Below are 17,777 nucleotides of genomic sequence, written 5' to 3' on the forward strand. Positions count from 1 at the left end.
GCAGGCTCGCTCCCACAGGGATTGCATTGGCTTCAGAGGGTGTAGGAGATACCGGCCTGGACGGTTCGCGGTGCGCCCGGGTAGGCGTAGACGTTGCCGAAGGCGCCTTCCTCGTAATCGGCGTCGAACAGGTTCTTCAGGTCCAGGTTGAGGCGGATCCGTTCGTTGACCTTGTAGTAGCCGAGCAGGTCGACGACGGTGTAGCTGTCCATCGAGAACGCATTCGCCGCAGTCTGGCCGGCCCGCTCATCCACGTATTTGACCCCTGCTCCCAGGCCCAGCCCCTTGAGGCCGCCATCCTGGAATTCGTAGACATTCAACAGGCTGAAGGTATTCCTGGGCACGTTGAGCAGGCGGGTGCCACTGGGGATGCCCGTGTCCTTGGTCACCTCGGCATCGACGTAAGCGTAGCCGCCGATCATGCGCAATTCCGGCGTCAGGTTGCCCGCCACGTTCAGGTCGAATCCACGGCTGCGCACTTCGCCGGCGGCCACTTTCAATGTGGCATCCAGCGGGTCGTCGGTCAGCACATTGCGCTTCTCGATCTGATACACCGCCGCATCGACGCTCAGCTGACGGTCCAGCGCCTCCCATTTGACGCCCACTTCATAGGACTTGCCCTCTTCCGGCTTGAAGCCTGCGCCCTGACGACTGCGCCCCATGTTGGGTTTGAAAGAACGGGCCGTGTTCGCGTAAACCGCCACGGTGTCGGTCAAATCATAAATCATCCCCAGGCGCGGAGTGGTCGCGTTGTGGCTGGCATCCCAGTCCCCGTTGCTGGCCGCGAAATTCTCATATTGATGCTCGAACCGCTCGAAACGTGCGCCGGCCAGCAGTTTCAACCGCTCGGTGAGCGCCACCTGGTCCTGGATGAACACACCCAGCGTCTTGAGGTTTTCCTGGTCATGGGTTGGCGTTCGCGTCAACGCCGGACGTGGCTGGCCATACACCGGATTGAAGATATCGATCGGGTAGGCACCCGCCCCTGGGGCGGAACGCTGGATGATGGACTGATAGTCGTAGTCTTCATACTCGACCCCGGTCAACAGCGTGTGCTCGAAGCCGCCGGTCGAAAAGTGCCCGGTAAGGTTGAGCTGCGTGTCTCGGTCGGTCCATTCCAGTTTGCGGTAGTTGAAGTTACGGCCCAGGGTACGGCCATCGGCCGCGATACCGTTGCCTTCCACCGCGTTGCCCTGCAAGGTGCCGTCGAGCCACTGGGTGCCGCCGGCCAGGGTCCAGTCGTCGTTGAGCATGTGCTCGAAACGCACCTGCAGCATGTTGTTGTCGTTGTGCAGTTTGCCGGCGTCTTTTTCGCCGAAGAAGGTATCCCGGGACGCCGTGCCACGCTGGCCGGGATAATGGGTCAGGCCACGGTCCAGCGGATGGTTGTTGCGCATGAAGTCGCCTTCGAACGTGAGGCGGGTGGTGTCGTTGACCTGCCAGGTCACCACCGGCGCGACGCCATAGCGTTCGGTCTCGACGTGGTCACGGAAGGTGTCACCGCCCTCGCCGATCACGTTCAGGCGATAGGCCAGGCTTCCTTCTTCATCCAACGGGCCGGACGCGTCCAGTGTGCCGCGACGCATGCCCTGGTCGTTGAGCTGGCTGCCCAGGGTCACCGTGCGCTCGGCCAGCGGTTGCTTGGACACCACGTTGAACGTGCCGCCCGGATCGCCACGACCGTACAGCATGGTCGCCGGACCGCGCAGCACTTCAAGCCGCTCGATGGTATTGGCGTCAGGCATGTTCGGGTAGCCACGGTTGATCGGAAATCCGTTGCGGTAGAACTCACCGGTGGTGAAGCCGCGCACCGTGAACGTGGTCAGGCCCTGGCCGCCGAAGTTGTTGGCCCGCCCCACCCCGCCCGCGTAATCGAGGGCGTCCTGCAGGCGCGTGGCGCCAAGGTCTTCCACCACGTCGCGGGACACCACGCTGATGGATTGCGGGGTTTCATGGATGGCCGTGTCGGTGCGCGTGGCGCTGGCCGAACGGGTGGCGTGATAGCCGTTGACGGGACCCTGTGCGGTTTCATTGTCCGAAAGGCCCACGATGTCCGTGGCCTGCAACTCCAGCGGCGCCCGGTCCGGGGCAATGGGCTCATCAGCCCACGTGGAAACGGAATAAGCCTGGAGCACACACAGTGAAACGAGAATCCGACGCATCGCACAACCCTAATGGAAAAACACCGACCGTCTCCGGACGGCCGACAAGAATGTGTTGCGAAAGATACAGCAACTCATTCCCGTTTGACATACATTCCCATTATCGTCTTGTCTCTGCTGTCGAGAGTTCCATTGTGGGAGCGAGCCTGCTCGCGATAGCGGTGTGTCAGCTGGAAATTGTCTTCCTGATACACCGCTATCGCGAGCAGGCTCGCTCCCACAAATTCTCACACAGCTTCATTCCTCTGTTCCGCCCCTCCCTCCAGCGATGCCTCTTCTATCTTCCGAAAAAACCTCTGCGCCCGAACGTCCTGAACGAACGCCACGTTCAGCCGCAGCCAGTCACACGTCTCCCTCGCCGGCATGAAACTGGCGCCCTGTGAGAGCTGGACCTGCGCTTCACGGGCGATCTGCTGCACCCGCCCGCTCTCCACATGCCGGGGTCTGGCCCACACGAACAGACCTCCGGTCGGCTCGGCGAAGACCTCCCAATGCGCCTGGTCAAGTTGGCGCAGCGTACTCGCCATCTGCTTGTTCAAACGCTGGCGCAGGCGTTGCAGCAACTTGCGATAAGCCCCGTTGGCGAGCAGTGTCGCCACGACATTTTCCGCCAACAGCGAGCAGCCGATGCCGGTCACCATCTTGACCTCGGCCAGCCGGTTGATGATGTCGGGTTGAGCGACCACGTAACCGATGCGCAGCGAACTGGACAGTGTCTTGGAAAAGCTCGCCAGGTAGATCACCCGGTCCAAACTGTCGAGGGTCGCGAGGCGGGACGTCGGCCCATTCTGGAAGTCAGCGTAGATGTCGTCTTCGATGAGGCGGAAATCGTGCTGGTTGGCCAGTTGCAGCAGACGATACGCGACGCTCGGCGCAAGGCTGGTGCCGGTGGGATTCTGGTACATGCTGTTGATGAAGAAATAGGTGGGCTTGTGCTGGTCGAGCAAGCGCTCCAGGCTGTCGATATCCGGGCCTTGGGTACCTCTGGGAACCGCCAGGGTCTTGACCCCGTGCAACTTCAGCAGATTGAACAGATTGTAATAGCCAGGGCTTTCCACCAGGACCAGATCACCGGGCTTGAGCAGCGTGCGCACCAGCAGATCAAGCCCATGACTGGCGCCCTGGGTGGTGAGGATCTGCGCAAGATCGACGTGTATGTCGATCAGGCCCAGGCGTTTCTGGATGTGCTGGCGCAGAGGAACAGAGCCCAGGGGCGTGCTGTAGTTGAACAGTGCGTGGTTGTCGCTGCGCACTACCTGGCGGATCGCCTGGCCCAGATCGGTGTCGTCGCGCCAGGCGTCGGGCAACCAACCGCAGCCGAGCTTGAGCTGTGTCGACTCGTTGTCGAATAACGTCCACGCCCCCTCGCCCGTTTCAGCATCCGGCTCCACCGGCCGGGACATTTGTTGGGCAACAAAGAAACCCGACCCATGCCGGGATTCCAACACCCCGCTGGCGACCAGTTGGTCATAGGCCTTGATCACGCACGACAGGCTGACGTCATTTTCCTGGGCCAATTGCCGGATGGAAGGCATTCGGGCACCGGGACGAATGCGATGACTGCTGATCCAGCCCACGAGCTGAGTCATCAATTGCCGGATCATAGGCTCGGCGGCATTGCGGTCGATGTTCAGATCCATACGGGGCGCCCTTGAAGTGTTCCCAAATTTCGAGCGAACAGTTAATCACAAAACCCCTCGGCCTGTTCCTTGTTCCCGCGAAGCCCGGCAGTGATAGTCCAGCGGACGCCTACTCAACGACTCCCGGGGAACACGCTTGAACGCACAGCATCGACACTCATGGGGACTGGCTTTCGGCCTTTGCCTGATCACCCTCGCGGTCAACCTCCAGGCACCGCTGTACACCACCTACGCTCAGGCGTCCGGCTATGGGGCCGGCGCCACGGCGGTGGCGTTCTCGTGTTACGTACTGGGGGTGTTGCCGGTGCTGCTGGCCTTCGGCGGGTTGGCCGACCGGGTGGGACGCCGGCCGCTGATATTGTTGGCATTGTGTTTGTCGATGCTGGCGACGGTCATCACTTCGATCTGGCCGAACCTCGTTGCGTTGGGTCTGGCACGGTTGATGATGGGCGTGGGCACGGGCCTGGCCTCGGCAACGTCGACGGCCTACATGACCGAACTGCTGGCGGGCAGCGATACCCGCTCCGCCGCCAATCGGATCACCGCCAGTACCTCCCTGGGCTTCGGCCTGGGGGCGGCGTTGACCAGTCTGTTCCTGTTTGTCCATCAGAGTGTCGTACCCGGCAGTTTCTGGTTGCAGCTGTTCCTGGCCGCTATCGCGTTCATCGTGGTGTCCAGGCTGCCGGACCCTGCCGCCAGAACGACCCGGGCGCCAATGCTGCGTCTGCCGCTGTTCCCCGCCGGCAGCTTGCCCTACGGCTTCTCCATGCTATTGGCCTGGGCGACCTCGGGCCTGGTGATCGCGATACTGCCCTCGGTACTGGCACGTCACGACCTGCAGCAATGGTCGGGCCTGTCGACCTTCACCGTGATCAGTTGCGGGTTGCTGTTCCAGCCGTGGGTCCGCCGCATGCAGCCGGCCAGGGCCACCGGGCTTGGCTTGCTGGTGCTGCCCTTGAGCTACGGGCTGCTGGCCTGGGGCGCGAGCACCGGCTCGCTGACCGCGGTGCTGCTCGGGGCGCTGGGGGCCAGCAGCGCCTGCTATGGTTTTCTGTACCTGGGCGGGCTCTCGGCGATCACCGCAATGGCCGGCCAGGAAAAGGCCCGGGTCAGTGCCGGGTTCTTCCTGTTCGCGTACATCGGGTTCAGCATTCCGGTGGTGGTGACCGGCCTGTTGGCTGACCGATTCGGCGCCGATGTGGCGTTGACACTGTTTGGGGTGGCGCTGTCGCTGGGTGCGTTGGTGACGGGATGGGTCATCGTCCGGACAGAGGCGTATGTCACCCGCCTGTCCCACGGCTGAACAGGGAACCCTTGTGGCGAGGGGATTTATCCCCTCGCCACAAAGGGCTCACTCGTCTGGAGGGTTGCGCACCACCACCTCCGCCAAGTCGTATACCATATCCCCAACTCAGCAACCGACCCGCCGCCGTGACTTTATCCAAGTTCAAACTGCCTGACCTGGGCAACACCCCTTCCACTTCGGAAATCATTACCCGTCACCTGCGCGAGGCCATCGTGGCCGGGCATTTTGCCGAGGACGAGCCGATTCGCCAGGACGATATCGCCCGTCAGTTCAACGTCAGCAAGATCCCCGTGCGCGAAGCTCTCAAGCGGCTGGAGGCCGAAGGGCTGGTGATGTTCCAGCGTAATCGCGGCGCGATGGTCACGCGGATGTCCGAGGTGGAGTTGGCGCAGATGTTCGAAGTGCGGATGTTGCTGGAGGACAAGGTGCTGCGCCTGGCGATTCCCAACATGACCGAGGAGACCTTCGCTCGCGCCGAGGCCATCTGTCGCGAGTTCATCGGCGAGGATGACGTCGGGCGTTGGGCCGAACTCAACTGGCAGTTGCACGCTTGCCTCTACGAGCCGGCACAACGGCCCTTCCTGGTCGGTCTGATCCGCTCGGTCCACGACAAACTGGAGCGTTACCTGCGCATGCAGATGAGTCTGTCGGCCGGCAAGGAGCGCGCCGATCACGAGCACCGGGAAATCCTCGATGCCTGCCGTGCCGGTGATGTCGAACGGGCGGTGAAACTGCTGGACGAGCACATCGCCGGCGTCTGCAAGACGCTGTTCGAGTTCCTGCCGTCCAGTCATTGAAGCGGATCGCTATAAGACAATGCCGGGCCGCTGAGCGACCCGGCATTTTTTTTGCGCATATACATATGTACCACCAGCGTCCTGCCAGGCGGCGCCAGAATCGGTGACTTCTTAATCAGAGACAGAACGCACCTTTAATCATGACCGACACTTTTGTAGACACCCTGACGGTGACAGCCTCGATCACCGATGAGCATTGGGCCGGCACCGACGACACCCTGTATGTGTCCATGGGCCCTCTCAGTCAGATGCAATTATTCTGTGAAGCCCCGCGAGTCGGGCAGACCATCACGGTGGAAATCGACCTGCCAAGACTGTTCGGCCGCCCCCGGATCTCATTGTCCGAAATCGACGGCGTGACCTTCTACCAGAGGCCCGAAGCCCACCCGATCGCCACCGATGACTGGGAGCTGGAATCGGTACTGATCAAGGCCAATGACATCTACACCAACCTGTCCTTCAAGCAGGTGCGCCGTTGGCTCAGGAACTCATCCTCGCACTTGCTCGCCGTATGGTCGGGCCATGTGCATTTTTCCGATTGGATGAACTCCGACAAGCGATCGATCGATCTCAACGCCCAGACCTACCCGATCAGGTGGATGCCCTTCATCGGCGATCTCATGCACTGGCGTTGCTATGATCCGTCGAAAATCGACGGCGTCGGTCAACTGGTGGGGATGTGGGATGGCCAACTGATCGGCAATCAACTGAAATCGCAAACCAGCGAAATACTCTCTCCCAACGACCACTCCAATAGCTACACCTGGGTGTATACCCCGGAAAACTCCATCATCTATAAACGCTGGGAACATGCTGACCGGGCCAACTACATCAGGCACAGCCAACTCGGTAGCGGCAGGCCGGTCATGTGCGCCGGGGAGTTCAGGATCAGGGAACATCGCATGGAGCATGTCATTGCCATGGTCAACGACGCCTCCGGGCATTACCGCCCTGATGGAGGCGCCTGTCTGCGCTACGTGGCGGAAAAATTCGAGGCCTTGGGCATCAGTACGGAACATATCGAGTGGCAGTGGCGATACGCTTCAGACTGATGACCGCCCCCGCACTGTGCCGATTTCGTCATGGGCGACAGATAAAACCATCAAGCCGCCGTCCCCTGCCGCGGGCCACGCTTGCGTTCACTTATCTGAACGGACGTGGCCCCATGAAGCGCATCACTGTGATCGATTCCCACACCGGCGGAGAACCGACCCGACTGGTCACCGACGGTTTTCCCGACCTCGGCCAGGGCAGCATGGCCGAACGCAGGCAGCGCCTGGCCTCGCGGCATGATGACTGGCGCGCCGCCTGCGTGCTGGAACCCCGGGGCAGCGACGTGCTGGTGGGCGCGCTGCTCTGTGAACCGGTCGACCCGAACGCCTGCGCCGGGGTGATCTTCTTCAACAACAGCGGCTACCTGGGCATGTGCGGCCACGGCACCATCGGCCTGGTGGCGTCGCTGGCACACCTGGGTCGGATCGGCCCGGGCGTGCACAGCATCGAAACCCCGGTGGGCACGGTACAGGCCACCTTGCATGAGGATCGCTCGGTCAGCGTGCGCAATGTGCCCGCCTATCGCTATCGCAAGGCGCTGCGCCTGGAGGTACCCGGCATCGGTCCGGTGGAAGGCGACGTGGCCTGGGGCGGCAACTGGTTTTTCCTCATCGCCGACCACGGCCAGCGGGTGGCGAGCGACAACCTCGACGCATTGACTGCCTATACCTATGCCGTGCAGCAAGCGCTGGAGCAACAAGGCTTTCGTGGCGAGGACGGCGGGCTGATCGATCATATCGAACTGTTCGCCGACGACCCGCACGCCGACAGCCGAAACTTCGTACTTTGTCCCGGCAAGGCCTACGACCGATCCCCTTGCGGCACCGGCACCAGCGCCAAGCTGGCGTGCCTGGCCGCGGACGGCAAGTTGCAACCCGGCCAGACTTGGCGCCAGGCCAGTGTGATCGGCAGCGAGTTCGAAGGCTCTTATGAACAGGTGGGCGAGCGCATCGTGCCGACGATTCGCGGCCGGGCCTATATCAGCGCCGAAACCACGCTGATCATCGAAGCGGATGACCCGTTCGCCTGGGGTATTCGCCTGTGACCGGGGGTTTGATCGCGGACGTGATCGTCATCGGGGCCGGCATTATCGGTGCGGCCTGTGCCCGGGCATTGTCCCAGCGTGGGTTGAAGGTGGTAGTGCTCGACGCCGGCTGGCACGGCGCCACGGCGGCGGGCATGGGTCATCTGCTGGTGCTGGATGACAATCCGGCGGAACTGGCCCTCTGTCAATACTCCCTGCGACGCTGGCGCGAGTTGGGCCACCTTCTGCCCGAAGGCTGTGCCTGGCGCAACAACGGCACCCTGTGGCTGGCGGCGAATGCGCAGGAGATGGCGGTCGCCAATAGCAAGTACCTGAATCTGCTGGCCCACGGAGAAGACTGCGAGCTGATCGGACGCGGGGCCCTGCGTCAGCGCGAACCCGAGTTGCGCGAAGGTCTGGAAGGCGGCCTGCTGATCAAGGGCGACGGCATCCTCTACGCCCCCGCCGCCGCGCGCTGGATGCTGGGCGGTCCGCACATCCGCCAGCAACGGGCGCAGGTCGCCGAAGTGGACGGTTCGCGTGTACGCCTGGACGACGGGCGCTGGTTGAGGGCCGAGGCGGTGATCCTCGCCAACGGCATCCAGGCCACCGAGCTGTGTCCGGAGCTGCCGATCGAGCCGAAGAAGGGCCACTTGCTGATCACCGATCGCTACCCCGCCACCGTCACCCACACCCTGGTCGAACTGGGTTACGTCACCAGTGCCCACAACGCCAGCGGCCCATCGGTGGCGTGCAATATCCAGTCGCGTCCCACCGGGCAGTTGTTCATCGGCACCTCGCGGCAATTCGGCACGGTCGACCCGCAGGTGGAAGGCTGGATGCTGGCGAAGATGCTTAAGCGCGCCATCGACTACATGCCCGGGCTGGCACAGCTCAACGGTATCCGCGCCTGGACCGGCTTCCGCGCCGCCAGCCCCGACGGCCTGCCGCTGGTGGGACAGCATCCGCAACGCAAGGGCCTCTGGCTGGCGGTGGGACATGAAGGACTGGGAATCACAACGGCCCCCGCGACAGCTGACCTGCTGGTGGCGCAGCTATTCAACGAAGCCTCGCCACTGGCCCCTCAAGCGTACCTGCCGGAGCGTTTTCTGGGGGAGCCTGTGTATGTCAGCTAAATCCCCGTTGGGGCGCGTAGCGGCCCTGAAGTCTGGCTACTTGATGTGTCAGGGTAATCCAGAGGGGCTGCTGCGCAGCCCAACGGGGATAAATCCCCTCGCCACAATTCCATACGGAGCCCAATAGATGCCTGAACTGATCCTGGACGGCCGCCCACTCACGGTTACCCCCGGCACCAGCGTCGCCGCCGCCCTGGCCTTGGGCGCGGACGGTTGCAGTCGCACCTCGGTCAGCGGCCAACGGCGTGCGCCCCTGTGCGGCATGGGCATCTGCCAGGAGTGCCGGGTAACAATCGACGGCCAGCGCCGCCTGGCCTGCCAGACCCTGTGCCGCGACGGCATGCACGTGCAGACCCGACCATGAACGAAACCACCGACCTGCTGATCATCGGCGCCGGCCCCGCCGGCATGGCCGCCGCCCTGGCCGCGGCCAGCCGCGGCGCGCAAATCGTGCTGCTGGACGACAACCCCTTACCTGGGGGGCAGATCTGGCGCGACGGTCCCCAGGCCAGCCTGCCCATTGCGGCACGCCACCTGCGCGAACAGTTGCAGGCCTGCGCCAATGTGCGCTGCCATGCCGGCACCCGGGTCATCGCTTGCGCCGCCGATAAAACCCTGTTGGTGGAGAATGCCGAGCGCGGTTGGCAGATCACCTACGAGCGTTTGATCCTGTGTACCGGTGCCCGGGAGTTGCTGCTGCCCTTCCCCGGCTGGACCCTGCCCGGCGTCACTGGCGCTGGCGGCTTGCAGGCACTGATCAAGGCGGGCCTGCCGGTACGCGATGAACGCCTGGTGATCGCCGGGAGCGGGCCGCTGCTGCTGGCCAGTGCCGCCACGGCCAGGCACCAGGGTGCTCACGTGCTACGGGTGGCCGAGCAGGCCAGCCGTGCCGCCGTGGCCGGTTTCGCCGCGCAATTGCCGCGCTGGCCAGGCAAATTCCTGCAAGCGTTCACGCTGTTCGATAGGCACTACCGCACCGCAAGCCATGTGCTGGAGGCCTTGGGTCGGGAGCGACTCGAAGGCGTGCGTCTACTGCAACAGGGCAAGGTCGTCGAGCTGGCCTGCGACCGCTTGGCGTGTGGCTTCGGGCTGATCCCCAATACCCAGCTCGGCCAGGCCCTGGGCTGCGAGCTTGCCGAAAATGCGCTCGCGGTGGACGCCTGGCAGGCGACCACTCGCCTGGACCATTACGCCGCCGGTGAGTGCACCGGTTTCGGCGGCAGCGAACTGGCGCTGGTGGAAGGCGCCATCGCCGGTCACGCGGCAGTCGACGATACCGTGGCCGCCCAACGCCTGTGGCCGCGTCGGGAACGCTGGCAGGGTTTCGCCCGGACACTGAACAAGGCCTTCGCCCTCGATGGGCGACTCAAATCCCTGGCCCGGGCCGACACCCTGGTCTGCCGGTGCGAAGACGTGCCCTACGGCGACCTGATCGGCCACGTGAATTGGCGCGAAGCCAAGCTCGCCAGCCGTTGCGGCATGGGCGCGTGCCAGGGCCGGGTCTGCGGCGCCGCCCTGGAGTATCTGTTCGACTGGACGCCCCCCACCCCACGCCCACCGTTCAGCCCGGCACGGATCGAAACCTTGCTGGGGTTGGAGGAAACCCCGCACGCTTGAGCCAGACAGCGATCCATTTGTGGGAGCGAGCCTGCTCGCGATAGCGCTTTATCAGATACAGGTAGGTTGCTGACACACCGCTATCGCGAGCAGGCTCGCTCCCACATGAGTTGGCCGGTCATTCTGCTGCTACTCTTGCGCAACCCTTGCCTCCACCCAAATGATGCCGGCCCATGTATCCCTCGCTCACATCCTTCACCCCCTGCGACCTGGACACCCTGCTGCACAGCATGCAATCCATCGCACCGCTGCTCGACACCCTGGCGGACGTGGTGTTCTTCATCAAGGACACGCAGGCCCGCTACGCCTTCGTCAACCAGACCCTGGCCCGGCGCTGTGGCTTCAAGCACAGCGCCGATCTGCTCGGCCGCACCGCCGAGCAGGTATTCCCCGAGCGCTTCGGCCCGCTGTATACCGAACAGGACCGACGGGTGCTGGCCAGCGGCCGGGAGCTGGCGGACCAACTCGAACTCCACCTGTACTACGGCAACCAGAGCGTGTGGTGCCTGACCCATAAAATCGCCCTGCGCGAGCCCAACGGCCAGATCGTCGGCCTGGCCGGCATCTCTCGGGACCTGCAACTGCCGCAGTCCGGACACCCGGCATTCCAGAAACTGGCGGCAGTGGATGCCCACATCAAAAGCCATTTTGCCCGCCCCATCAGCCTTGCCGAACTGACCGCCATCGCCGGCTTGTCGGTGGCGCAATTGGAGCGGCACTGCAAACGCATTTTCCAACTCACGCCCCGGCAAATGATTCACAAGGCCCGATTGGAAGAAGCCTCGCGCCTGCTGCTGGACAAGGATCTGCCCATCACCGACATCGCTCTGCGCTGCGGTTATACCGACCACAGCGCGTTCAGTCGCCAATTCCGCGCCTTGACCAGCCTGTCGCCGAGCCAGTATCGGGAAAGCCAGCATTGAATCTGTTCCCTTACAGGGCGCCGGAGCACACCTCATTGCTCCCATCTGTAACACCCTCCTGAAACGGCCTTCAGCACCGTGCCACCCCACCGCCCTCTATTACTTGTTTTTTATCAACGAGTTACCTATTAAAGCGAGAGATTCGTCAGACAGGCACGCCGATTGCTTATCTAATATCGTATACGAAATCCTCAATACGATATCTCACCGCATTTATTCGACAGCGAGGCATTTATGAAAAACCCTGCATTGGCCGTAGCGTTAAGTGTTGTCCTGGCACCTTTGTTCATCACCCCCGCCCATGCCGACAAGCTCGATGACATCATCGGCTCCGGCAAGCTGCGCTGCGCCGTGACCCTGGACTTCCCGCCCATGGGCTTTCGTGACGAAAGCAACAAACCGGCGGGCTTCGACGTGGACTACTGCCACGATTTGGCCAAGGTCCTGGGGGTAGATGCCGAAGTCGTGGAAACACCGTTCCCGGACCGGATCCCGGCGCTGATTTCCGGCCGCGCCGATGTCATCGTCGCCTCCACCTCCGACACCCTGGAACGGGCCAAGACCGTCGGCCTGACCGTGCCCTACTTCGCCTTCCAGATGGTGGTGCTGACCCGCGACAACACTGGCATCAACAGCTTCGCCGACCTCAAGGGCAAGGCCGTGGGCAATACCAGCGGCACCTATGAAGCCATCGCGCTGGAGAAAGACCAGAAGAACTGGGGCAGCGGCAGCTTCCGCGCCTACCAGTCGCAGAACGATACGCTGCTGGCCGTCGCCCAAGGGCACATCGAGGCGACGGTGGTGACCAATACCGTGGCGGCCGCGACCATCAAGTCGGGGAAATACAAAAACCTGAAGATCGCCGGTGACGCACCTTATGTCATCGACTATGTGTCCCTTGGCGCCAAGCGCAACGAGTTCGGCCTGATCAACTACCTCAATCTGTTCGTCAACCAACAGGTGCGCACCGGCCGTTATAAAGAGCTGTTCGTCAAATGGGTCGGTACCGACATTCCACCGGCCAACCTGACCGTCCCGCAGGTCTATTACTGAGGATCGGGGCATGCCAAGCACGCCTATCCGTGTCGTGGGCCGCAGTCTGGTGGAGGGTGCCGCCCAGGGCGCCCTGCTCTTTGCCGATGTGGGCTTGAGTTTCTGGGGCGGTGTGGATCCGGCCAGCGGTGAAGTCATCGACCGCCATCACCCCCTCAGCGGCGAGCGTCTGGCCGGGCGCGTGCTGGCGATTCCCAGCGGACGCGGCTCGTGCACCGGCAGCAGCGTCTTGATGGAACTGATCAGCAACGGCCACGCACCCGCGGCGCTGGTATTGGCCGAAGCGGATGAGATCCTGACCTTGGGCGTGCTGGTGGCGCAGTTGATTTTCCAGCGCTCCCTGCCGGTGGTGCAGATCGGTCGTGAAGCCTTCGACGGTTTGCGCGGCCAGGGCTTCGTGCGCGTCGAAGGCGATTGCCTGATCCTGTCCGGCCGTCGCCCCAACGATTACTGGGATGGCACCAAGGTCCCCTTGCAACCGCCCACGCCGTCTACCGTCAGCCTCACCGAACAGGACCGGGCACTGCTCGACGGCGGCCACGGCAAGGCCGCCCAGGTGGCGATGCAAATCGTCTTGCGAATGGCCGAAATCCAGGGTGCCACGCAGTTGCTGGACGTGACCCAGGCGCACATCGACGGTTGCATCTACACCGGCCCGGCCAGCCTGCGCTTTGCCGAGCAACTGGTGCAGTGGGGCGCCAAGGTACGCGTGCCCACCACCCTCAATTCCATTTCCGTGGATCAGCGCCGCTGGCGTGAACTGGGCGTAGACCCGGCCTTGGGCGAACCGGCGAGTGCCTTGGGCGATGCCTACATGGCGATGGGCGCGCAGCTGAGCTTCACCTGCGCGCCGTATCTGCTGGACACCGCGCCCAGGGCCGGCGAGCAGATCGTCTGGGCCGAGTCCAACGCGGTGGTCTACGCCAACAGTGTGCTCGGGGCTCGCACGCAGAAGTACCCGGACTTCCTGGATATCTGCATTGCCTTGTGCGGCCGGGCACCCTTGAGCGGTTGTCACCTGGACGACCAGCGCAAGGCCCGGCTGATTGTCGATGTTTCGGAACTGCGCGACATCGACGACAGCTTCTATCCGTTGCTGGGCTATCACATCGGCGGCCTGACAGGTCGGCGCATTCCGTTGATACGCGGCCTGGAACACGCCGCGCCGACCCTGGATGACCTGAAAGCCTTCGGCGCCGCGTTCGCCACCACCAGTGCCGCGCCGTTATTCCACATCGCCGGGGTCACGCCGGAAGCCCTCGACCCGGCCGCTGTCGTAGAGGTGGACTGTCCGCTACCGATGGAAACCGTCGATGCCGCGGGCCTGCTTGCCAGTTGGCGTGAGCTGAACAGTGCCCGGGACAACCGGGTGGACGTGGTCTCCCTGGGCAATCCGCATTTTTCCCTCAGCGAATTTGCCGCCTTGGCGGCTCTTTGCACCGGCCGGAGCAAGCAGCCGGACGTGGTGCTCGCCATCACCTGCGGTCGAGCGGTACTGGAACAGGCCCGCCGGGCGGGCCATCTGGACGCCATCGAAGCCTTCGGCGCCACACTGGTGACCGACACCTGCTGGTGCATGCTGGGCGAACCGGTCATCCCTCCCGCTGCCACCACCCTGATGACCAACTCCGGCAAATACGCCCATTACGCACCCGGCCTGGTGGGGCGCGGGGTGCACTTCGCCAGCCTCGCGGCCTGCGTCGAAGCCGCATGCACCGCCACCGCCACGGGTCAGCCGCCGCTCTGGCTGCAACCTGCCACCCGCCGAGGGAACCCCTTCCATGTTTGACTACAGCTTCCAGTGGCGCCCGGCCCTGCGTGCATTGCCCGACATGCTCGCCGGGGCCTGGGTCACATTCGAGACCGCGGCGCTGTCGATGATCTTCGGCGTGCTGATCGCGCTGGTGCTGACGGTGATGCGCCAGGCGCGCCATCCATTGTTGCGCGGCATCGGCAATGGCTGGGTGTCCATCGCCCGTAACACGCCGTCGCTGTTCCAGATCTACATCCTCTACTTCGGCCTCGGCTCCCTCGGGCTGCACGTCAGTTCCTGGCTGGCGTTACTGGCCGGGATCACCTTCAACAATGCCGGTTACCTGGCGGAGAACTTTCGCGGTGGCCTCAAGGCCGTGCCCGGCACGCAGATGCGCGCCGCCCGTTCCCTGGGCATGAGCGCGTTCCAGGCCTATCGGATGATCATCGTCCCGCAACTGCTGCGCATCGTGTTCTACCCGCTGGCCAACCAGATGGTCTGGGCGGTGCTGATGACCTCACTGGGCGTGGTGGTCGGCCTGAACAACGACCTCACCGGGGTGACCCAGGAATACAACGTCAAGACGTTCCGCACCTTCGAATACTTCGCCCTCGCGGCCGCGCTGTATTACCTGATCGCCAAGCTGATCGTCGGGCTCGCCCGGCTGTTGTCCTGGCGCCTGTTCCGTTATTGAGGGCCGGTCATGTTTACAACAAGCCTCACCGTCAACGACCTATTGTTCTTGCTCGACGGGGCCTGGGTCACGCTGCAACTGACCGCCTGGTCGATCCTGCTCGGCACGCTGGCCGGTTTGCTGTTCGGCCTGCTCCGAGCCCTGTTGCCCCGGGCCAGCCTGCCGCTGGCCTGGGTACTGGACGTGTTTCGTAGCGTGCCGTTGCTGATCCAGTTCGTGCTGTTCAACTCCCTCAAGAGCATCGTCGGCCTGAACCTCAGCGCCTTCGCCGTCGGCTGCATCGTGCTCGGAGTCTACGCCGCCGCGTACTTCACCGAAATCGTCCGCGGCGGGGTGCTGGCCGTGCCGCTGAGCACTCGGCGGGCCAGCCGTTCCCTGGGCTTGAGCTACCTGCAGGACTTGCGCTTCATCGTCCTGCCGATTGCCACGCGCGTGGCGTTTCCCGGCTGGCTGAACCTGGTGCTCGGGGTGATGAAGGACACCGCGCTGGTGATGTGGATCGGCATCGTCGAGCTGCTGCGTGCCTCGCAAACCATCGTCACGCGCATTCAGGAACCCCTGCTGGTGCTGTGCATCGCAGGCCTCATTTACTACGTCATGAGCCTGGTGGTCGCCCGCCTCGGCGCACGTCTGGAAAGAAGGTGGCAGGAAAATGATTGAGATCGAGAACGTGCATAAATCCTTCGGCGACCTGGAAGTGGTCAAGGGTGTGAGCCTGACCGTGGACAAGGGTGAAGTGGTGTCGATCATCGGTGGCTCGGGTTCCGGCAAGTCGACCCTGCTGATGTGCATCAACGGCCTGGAGCCGATCCAGCAAGGCAGCATCCGCGTGGACGGTGTCGAGGTGCATGACCGCGCCACCGATCTCAATCACTTGCGGCAGAAGATCGGCATTGTTTTCCAGCAATGGAACGCCTTCCCGCACCTGACCGTGCTGGAGAACGTGATGCTGGCGCCACGCAAGGTGCTGGGCAAGAGCAAGCAGGAGGCAGAGGCCCTGGCGGTAAAACAGCTGGAGCACGTAGGCCTGGGGGACAAGCTCAAGGCCTTCCCGAACAAGCTGTCCGGCGGTCAGCAACAGCGCATGGCCATCGCCCGGGCCCTGGCGATGTCGCCGGACTACATGCTGTTCGACGAAGCCACCTCGGCCCTGGACCCGCAACTGGTGGGTGAGGTGCTGGACACCATGCGCATGCTCGCCGAGGACGGCATGACCATGGTGCTGGTGACCCACGAAATCCGCTTCGCCCGGGACGTGTCCGACCGCGTGGCGTTCTTCTGCAATGGCCGGGTGCATGAGATCGGGCCGCCGGACCAGGTGATTGGCAATCCGATGCAGCGGGAGACGGCAGCGTTTCTCAAGTCGGTGAAATAGCCAATGGCCTGCTCGCGATGAGGCCCGAACAGACAACACAAGGAGCAGCCCAATGCGCTCATCAAAAATCATCCACATCGTCAGCTGTCACGCCGAAGGCGAAGTCGGCGATGTGATCGTCGGCGGCGTCGCCCCGCCCCCCGGTGCCACGGTGTGGGAACAATCGCGCTGGATCGCCCGGGACGAGACCCTGCGCAACTTCGTCCTCAACGAACCCCGTGGCGGCGTGTTCCGCCACGTCAACCTGCTGGTACCGGCCAAGGATCCGCGGGCACAGATGGCCTGGATCATCATGGAGCCGGCCGACACGCCGCCGATGTCCGGCTCCAACTCCCTGTGCGTCGCGACTGTGCTACTGGACAGCGGCATCCTGCCCATGACCGAACCCCAGACCCGACTGGTACTGGAGGCCCCTGGCGGGTTGATCGAAGCCGTCGCCGATTGCCGCGACGGTAAGGTGCAACGGGTGGAGATCAAAAACGTACCCTCCTTCGCCGACCGCCTCGACGCCTGGATCGAAGTGGAAGGCCTGGGCTCGCTGCAGGTGGACACCGCCTATGGCGGCGACAGTTTCGTCATCGTCGACGCCCAGCGCCTGGGTTTTGCCATCCGCCCTGACGAGGCCGCCGACCTGGTGGCTGCCGGGCTGAAAATCACCCGGGCCGCCAACGAACAATTGGGTTTCGAGCATCCGCTTAACCCGGACTGGTCACATATCTCGTTCTGCCAGATCGCCGCGCCCATTGTCATGGAATCAGGTGTCGCGACCGGCGCCAACGCCGTGGTGATCCAACCCGGCAAGATCGACCGCTCCCCCACCGGCACCGGGTGCTCGGCACGCATGGCGGTGCTGCAGGCCAAGGGGTTGATGCAGGTGGGTGAACGGTTCATCGGGCGCTCGATCATCGGCTCCGAATTCCACTGCCGCATCGACTCGCTGACCGACGTGGCCGGGCGACCGGCGATCTACCCGTGCATTGCCGGGCGGGCGTGGATCACCGGGACGCATCAATTATTGCTGGATCCGGCTGATCCGTGGCCGCAGGGCTATCGGCTTTCAGATACGTGGCCTGGCGCATGACTTTCGAACTCACATCGATCCCTTGTGGCGAGGGGATTCATCCCCGCTGGGCTGCGAAGCAGCCCCCTGTATCTGTCTGGCGCAGCGAGTCGCCAGATTGGGGCCGCTTCGCGCCCCAGCGGGGATGAATCCCCTCGCCACAAACCATTAACCACCGGAGACA

The 17,777-nt window shown here is 63.5% G+C and carries 16 protein-coding genes; 14 read left to right on the top strand and 2 right to left on the bottom strand.

Annotation, left to right across the window (positions count from 1 at the left end):
• Positions 1-32 precede the first annotated feature (32 nt).
• Positions 33-2,162: a TonB-dependent siderophore receptor gene (locus LOY35_RS15125; RefSeq protein ID WP_258624357.1), complete on the bottom strand. Its 2,130-nt coding sequence runs from the start codon at positions 2,160-2,162 to the stop codon at positions 33-35.
• Positions 2,163-2,389: 227 nt separating this feature from the next.
• Positions 2,390-3,802, bottom strand: a complete 1,413-nt coding sequence (locus LOY35_RS15130) for a PLP-dependent aminotransferase family protein (RefSeq protein WP_258624358.1) — start codon at positions 3,800-3,802, stop codon at positions 2,390-2,392.
• A gap of 136 nt (positions 3,803-3,938) precedes the next feature.
• On the opposite strand from LOY35_RS15130, the gene LOY35_RS15135 reads away from it, so the two are divergent.
• From LOY35_RS15135 to LOY35_RS15200, 14 genes are all read left to right on the top strand, one after another.
• Positions 3,939-5,105, top strand: a complete 1,167-nt coding sequence (locus LOY35_RS15135; protein ID WP_258624359.1) for an MFS transporter — start codon at positions 3,939-3,941, stop codon at positions 5,103-5,105.
• A gap of 128 nt (positions 5,106-5,233) precedes the next feature.
• Positions 5,234-5,905, top strand: coding sequence for a GntR family transcriptional regulator (locus LOY35_RS15140; protein WP_258624360.1), 672 nt, complete (start codon positions 5,234-5,236; stop codon positions 5,903-5,905).
• 140 nt (positions 5,906-6,045) lie between these two features.
• A complete protein-coding gene (locus LOY35_RS15145; RefSeq protein WP_258624362.1) occupies positions 6,046-6,957 on the top strand; it encodes a hypothetical protein in 912 nt (303 codons plus the stop codon).
• A 113-nt stretch (positions 6,958-7,070) separates the two neighbouring features.
• A complete protein-coding gene (locus LOY35_RS15150; protein ID WP_258624364.1) occupies positions 7,071-8,003 on the top strand; it encodes a 4-hydroxyproline epimerase in 933 nt (310 codons plus the stop codon).
• Positions 8,000-9,118 carry an FAD-dependent oxidoreductase gene (locus LOY35_RS15155; RefSeq protein ID WP_309475884.1) on the top strand — a complete coding sequence of 373 codons (1,119 nt, stop codon included), beginning with the start codon at positions 8,000-8,002 and terminating at the stop codon, positions 9,116-9,118. The genes LOY35_RS15150 and LOY35_RS15155 overlap by 4 nt, the downstream gene beginning before the upstream one ends.
• Before the next feature lie 127 nt (positions 9,119-9,245).
• Positions 9,246-9,482: a (2Fe-2S)-binding protein gene (locus LOY35_RS15160; protein WP_258624366.1), complete on the top strand. Its 237-nt coding sequence runs from the start codon at positions 9,246-9,248 to the stop codon at positions 9,480-9,482.
• A complete protein-coding gene (locus LOY35_RS15165; protein ID WP_258624367.1) occupies positions 9,479-10,735 on the top strand; it encodes an FAD/NAD(P)-binding oxidoreductase in 1,257 nt (418 codons plus the stop codon). The genes LOY35_RS15160 and LOY35_RS15165 overlap by 4 nt, the downstream gene beginning before the upstream one ends.
• Before the next feature lie 173 nt (positions 10,736-10,908).
• Entirely contained in the window at positions 10,909-11,658 is a 750-nt protein-coding gene (locus LOY35_RS15170) for an AraC family transcriptional regulator (protein ID WP_258624368.1), read from the top strand.
• Between the two features lie 234 nt (positions 11,659-11,892).
• The gene (locus LOY35_RS15175; RefSeq protein ID WP_258624370.1) at positions 11,893-12,711 is read left to right on the top strand and encodes a transporter substrate-binding domain-containing protein; all 819 of its coding nucleotides are present in this window, start codon (positions 11,893-11,895) and stop codon (positions 12,709-12,711) included.
• A gap of 10 nt (positions 12,712-12,721) precedes the next feature.
• Positions 12,722-14,500 (top strand): aconitase family protein, encoded by a 1,779-nt coding sequence (locus LOY35_RS15180; RefSeq protein WP_258624372.1) that lies wholly within the window; start codon positions 12,722-12,724, stop codon positions 14,498-14,500.
• Complete coding sequence (locus LOY35_RS15185; protein ID WP_258624373.1) at positions 14,493-15,158, top strand: amino acid ABC transporter permease; 666 nt, start codon at positions 14,493-14,495, stop codon at positions 15,156-15,158. Before LOY35_RS15180 ends, LOY35_RS15185 begins: the two co-directional genes overlap by 8 nt.
• A gap of 9 nt (positions 15,159-15,167) precedes the next feature.
• Positions 15,168-15,818, top strand: a complete 651-nt coding sequence (locus LOY35_RS15190; RefSeq protein ID WP_258624375.1) for an amino acid ABC transporter permease — start codon at positions 15,168-15,170, stop codon at positions 15,816-15,818.
• A complete protein-coding gene (locus LOY35_RS15195; protein ID WP_024777747.1) occupies positions 15,811-16,533 on the top strand; it encodes an amino acid ABC transporter ATP-binding protein in 723 nt (240 codons plus the stop codon). The genes LOY35_RS15190 and LOY35_RS15195 overlap by 8 nt, the downstream gene beginning before the upstream one ends.
• Before the next feature lie 52 nt (positions 16,534-16,585).
• The gene (locus LOY35_RS15200) at positions 16,586-17,614 is read left to right on the top strand and encodes a trans-3-hydroxy-L-proline dehydratase (RefSeq protein WP_258624378.1); all 1,029 of its coding nucleotides are present in this window, start codon (positions 16,586-16,588) and stop codon (positions 17,612-17,614) included.
• Positions 17,615-17,777 lie beyond the last annotated feature (163 nt).

Source organism: Pseudomonas sp. B21-028, from assembly GCF_024749045.1.
Classification (GTDB): domain Bacteria; phylum Pseudomonadota; class Gammaproteobacteria; order Pseudomonadales; family Pseudomonadaceae; genus Aquipseudomonas.